Raw genomic sequence first — 4,394 nt, forward strand, 5'->3', positions numbered from 1 at the left:
CGTTTATCGATAGATTGCGCCGGCAACGAAAACTTAAAAGGCACCGGCGCCCTGGCAATATTGAAACTCTTTTGAGCAACGATCACCCCAGGGGTATTCATATCAATAATGGCAATGGTAATTTCACAGCCCTGCGGCAATAAAATCCGCTCTAAATACCCTGCCGCGCCATTAATAATCACAGGCGGCTGCGGCTCGACGGTGACGCAGCCATTCAGTAATAAGGCGACCAAGGACAAGCCAATCACTGACTTCAGCTTCGTTAACAGCTTTATTGCGGCTAGCATCTGCACTTTGATGATCATGTTAATTTCCTTTTACCATGCGGATCAGGCCTTCTTGCGTCGTGGAGGCCACTAATTCGCCCTGTTGATTAAAAAATTGCCCTCGCACATAGCCACGCCCACCACTGGCAGTGGGGCTATCGATGCTATAGAGCAACCATTCTCCCAGATTAATTGGCCGATGAAACCACATCGCATGATCGATCGTCGCCATGCGCATCCCTGGGGTTAAAAACGACACGCCATGAGGCTGAGCCGCCGTCACTAAAAAATTAAAATCAGAGGCATAGGCCAGTAAATACTCATGGATATGCCTATCGGTTGGCATCGTCCCATTGGCGCGCAGCCACACATAACGATATGGCTCACGTTCCTTAGGCGCAAAGGGATCTGAGGGATTAACTAAGCGCATTTCGATAGGCGCATCTGCCATAAACTTTTCCAGCATGGGCTTTGGCACTCTGTCGCGCATCGTCATTGCCAATTCTTGCTGATTTAATAGTCCCTGCGGACCCGGCACCTGTGGCATTTGCGCCTGATGGCTAAAGCCAGTCTCGGGCTGCTGAAAGGAGCACGTCATATGGAAGATGGGCCGTCCCTTTTGCATGGCGCTGACACGTCTGGCGCTAAAACTACCACCATCGCGCATATTTTCAACGTGGTACACAATCGGCAACTTTTCATCACCTGCACGTAAAAAATACGAATGGAAGGAATGCACTTCACGTGCGTCAGCCACGGTTTGTTTGGCCGCGCTTAAGGCTTGCCCCATGACTTGACCACCAAATACATGACCAAAACCAAGATCTTGGCTTTGACCACGAAATAACCCCATTTCAATAGGTTCAAGGGAAAGTAATGATAAAAGATTGTCTAATACCTGACTCATGGGTGCCTAATAAAGAGTTAGTCAATAATATTTAAGGTTAACTCAGTTAGGCCCATGCTGACCAGTACTCATCACCCCGAATGCGGCGACGATGTGGTTGATACAGGCCTTTTTCGCTTGCACTGCATACGCCAGCACTGTCCGATTGCCGCTGCACCTACCGATGAAAAAGCCAGTGAGGCATTCAATTAGACGCAAAATCCTGTCGCGATGAGCTGATTGATGCCCATTGTGCCAGAGAACCTCAATACATAAACTTTAATTATTAAAATGATAATTATTGATAATTTTAAACAATTATCCGTCCTCGCTATACTCTCGCTATCAACCACACACCCCGTGAATAAAAACGGTTTTGGAGACGAATATGAAAATGAATCATGTCGGCATTATGGTCGCGGATATGGATAAAGCCGTTGAATTTTATACCAAGGCGCTTGGGCTGGAAGTCGTGATGGGTAACACCCAGGTCATAGAAGAGCGAGAAACGGCGATTGGCCGGATGTGTATTGCTGTATTTGGCGAAGGCTTCCAGGGCTTTAACATCGCCCACTTAATCACCTCCGACGGCATTGGGGTTGAATTGTTTGCGATGAAAGAGCATCAACCACGGCATATTGTCGATTTTACTCGCTTAGGCATTTTTCACTTTTGCCTACAAACAGATGATTTTGATGGAGTAATTGCGCGCACCAGCCAATTTGGCGGCAAAGTGCGTATGGACATCATGCGCTATCATCCTGAGGATGACAGCAAGCAGGCCAAGATGGTGTATTTAGAAGATCCCTTTGGTAACTTGTTTGAACTCTATTCCCACAGCTATGCCGAAACCTATGCAAGCAATTATGAATAAGAGTAATTATGAATAAGGCCGCCTAACCTAATCGATAAGGCTGCAGCGATTATTCAATTTTGATATGGTGCTCGAGCGCGCTCTGGCGCGACCAAGCGAGCACTTTATCTTCTCCACAGGAATGCATGCACACCGGGAATGCCTGCTCAAGTTCCGGCCAATTGCTGGCTAAGGTCTCAGGGGTACATTGGCCATCACTAAAATACATGGGCTGAAACTCGACAAACATTCCATGGCTAACACTGCCGGCCCCCGCCAATATATGTTGGCCATTGGGCGCCGCGGCGCTCACCAAAAACGCACTGGTCGCCGTTAAGGTGTCGATGGAAAACAGCGGCTGAATGGCACTGGCTAAGTGCTTTTGCGTCATCTGAGTCACCGCCTCGGGACACAGGCTGTTGACGTGGATATTGTATGGTTCCCCCTCAATGGCGAGGCTATTAACGAGGCCTACTAGCGCCATTTTGGCGGCGCTGTATCCCACCTGATGCAAATCGCCAAACAAGGCCGACACCCCGGTCGTCATAATAATCCGCCCATATTCCTGTGACTTCATCACTGGCCACACTGCTTGGGTGAGGTTAAAACTGCCGTGCACATCGACCGCAAACTGTCGCTGCCATTGAGCCTGAGTGATATTCTCAAAGGGCGTGTCGCCGTAGATTCCAGCATTATTGATAACAATATCAATTCGCTGCCAAGAGTCTATTACTGCCGCCACCAGCTGCTCGACCGCTTGGCGATCGCTCACATCCGCAATAAAATACTGACATTCAGCGCCAAGACGCATAATGCTGTTATAGGTTTGCAACAACTCAGGATTGGTTGGCGTCGGATCAGCACGATATGGCTCAAACTGTGCGACGGCCGGAGGCGCCAGGTCTTGGTCAATCAACACCACCTTAGCCCCTCGTTCAGCCAACATAATGGCATAAGCTCGGCCTAACCCGGCCGCCGCCCCCGTGACCAACGCCACCTTGTTATCAAAACGCATCCCAGCTCACCTTTGTTTGAATGACACTCATACCATTGGCGCCATGTCGCGAATAACAGGCCGACTAACATAAAATAAATCCCTGTATGTCATCAGCATTTTGGACAACGCCCCGCATCCTGTCACTATCAAAGCATAGCGCTTGCGGATTTTCTTTGAACTTGACGACAATTCTCAATCCACAGCGGTGTACATATGTGCGCCAATTCAAACTCTGTTAAATGCATTTATTAGGTTATGCTCACTTTAGCCCTAAATCTTGCTATGCTATGGCCCGTTCAATACCCATTCCCTTTTCTAGATAACGACTGGATACCATGAATCCTTGGATTTTAGCCATACGACCCCGCACCTTACCTGCGGCTATCGGTCCCCTATTGATCGGCAACATACTTGCCCTACACCTTGAACGTTTCAGTTGGTTAATTGCGGCCACCTCGATGTTGTGCGCCATTTTATTGCAAATTGCCGTTAACCTTGCCAACGATTACTTTGACTTTAAAAACGGTATAGACACCGCGGAACGCATCGGGCCGGTTCGAGTGAGCCAAAGTGGCCTGATCCCCCCCGCCACAGTACGTAATGCCATGATATTTTGTTTAATCATGGCGCTCTTGGTCGGCTCTTATTTGATTTGGCATGGTGGCTGGCCTATCGCCATCCTTGCGACGGCCGCCATCTTAGGTGCTCTAGGTTACAGTGGAGGCCCTTATCCTTTAGCGTCACACGGCTTAGGTGAAGTCGCCGCCTTTGTGTTTTTTGGGCTAGTCGCCGTGGTTGGCAGCTACTACCTCCAGGCCGGCGATACTAGCGTAAATGCTTGGCTGCTGGGCAGTGCGATTGGTCTATTTAATGCCGCGATTATGTTGGTTAATAATACCCGCGATATTCGCACCGACACCCTTGCGGGCAAACATACGCTGGCAGTAAGGATCGGCGAACCCCAAGCAAAAGTCCTTTACCAAGCCCTCATTTATCTGCCCTTTGGCTTAGTGATCGCCGGCTTTTTATTAGGCATCCTACCCGGGTTGCCAGTATTGCTTGCAGGCTTATCGCTGCTGCTAGCGCGCAAACTGAGCCAAGATTTTTATGCCGTCTCCGGTGAAGCGCTCAATCCCTTACTCGGGCGCACCGCGAAACTGACGATGATTTTTAGTGGCCTATTCAGCGTCGGATTCGTCTTTAGCCTGTAAGCTGTTAATTTCAAGTCGGCAGGCGCGTCTGCACCTAAGGTTATCCAACATTCCCCCTCCTAAAGTCGCGCAAAGCGCATTTAGCCAGAGGCTAAATGCGCTATGTAAAGTAAGCTAACTGCTTGATACCAAAAGCACTAGGCCTAACGGATCCGCGATAAGGTGCGCTCCGCAGCAGGCC

The 4,394-nt window shown here is 49.3% G+C and carries 5 protein-coding genes; 2 read left to right on the plus strand and 3 right to left on the minus strand.

What is annotated here, in order from left to right; translation table 11 throughout:
* Together ACRCZA_RS10035 and tesB are read right to left on the minus strand one after the other, a co-directional pair.
* Window positions 1–269: YbaY family lipoprotein (locus tag ACRCZA_RS10035; RefSeq protein WP_438674305.1), on the minus strand; the 269-nt coding region annotated here is incomplete at its 3' end.
* Between the two features lie 37 nt (window positions 270–306).
* Window positions 307–1,173 (minus strand): acyl-CoA thioesterase II, encoded by an 867-nt coding sequence (gene tesB / locus ACRCZA_RS10040; RefSeq protein ID WP_438674301.1) that lies wholly within the window; start codon window positions 1,171–1,173, stop codon window positions 307–309.
* A gap of 367 nt (window positions 1,174–1,540) precedes the next feature.
* Here tesB and ACRCZA_RS10045 point away from each other — a divergent pair, with 367 nt between their 5' ends.
* A complete protein-coding gene (locus ACRCZA_RS10045) occupies window positions 1,541–2,026 on the plus strand; it encodes a VOC family protein (protein ID WP_438674302.1) in 486 nt (161 codons plus the stop codon).
* A gap of 49 nt (window positions 2,027–2,075) precedes the next feature.
* Here ACRCZA_RS10045 and ACRCZA_RS10050 read toward each other — a convergent pair whose 3' ends face one another.
* Window positions 2,076–3,020: an SDR family NAD(P)-dependent oxidoreductase gene (locus ACRCZA_RS10050; RefSeq protein ID WP_438674303.1), complete on the minus strand. Its 945-nt coding sequence runs from the start codon at window positions 3,018–3,020 to the stop codon at window positions 2,076–2,078.
* A gap of 317 nt (window positions 3,021–3,337) precedes the next feature.
* Here ACRCZA_RS10050 and ACRCZA_RS10055 point away from each other — a divergent pair, with 317 nt between their 5' ends.
* The gene (locus ACRCZA_RS10055; protein WP_438674304.1) at window positions 3,338–4,213 is read left to right on the plus strand and encodes a 1,4-dihydroxy-2-naphthoate polyprenyltransferase; all 876 of its coding nucleotides are present in this window, start codon (window positions 3,338–3,340) and stop codon (window positions 4,211–4,213) included.
* The last annotated feature ends 181 nt before the right edge of the window (window positions 4,214–4,394 follow it).

The sequence above is a fragment of the Shewanella sp. genome (assembly GCF_051658185.1).
Taxonomy (GTDB): Bacteria; Pseudomonadota; Gammaproteobacteria; order Enterobacterales; family Shewanellaceae; genus Shewanella.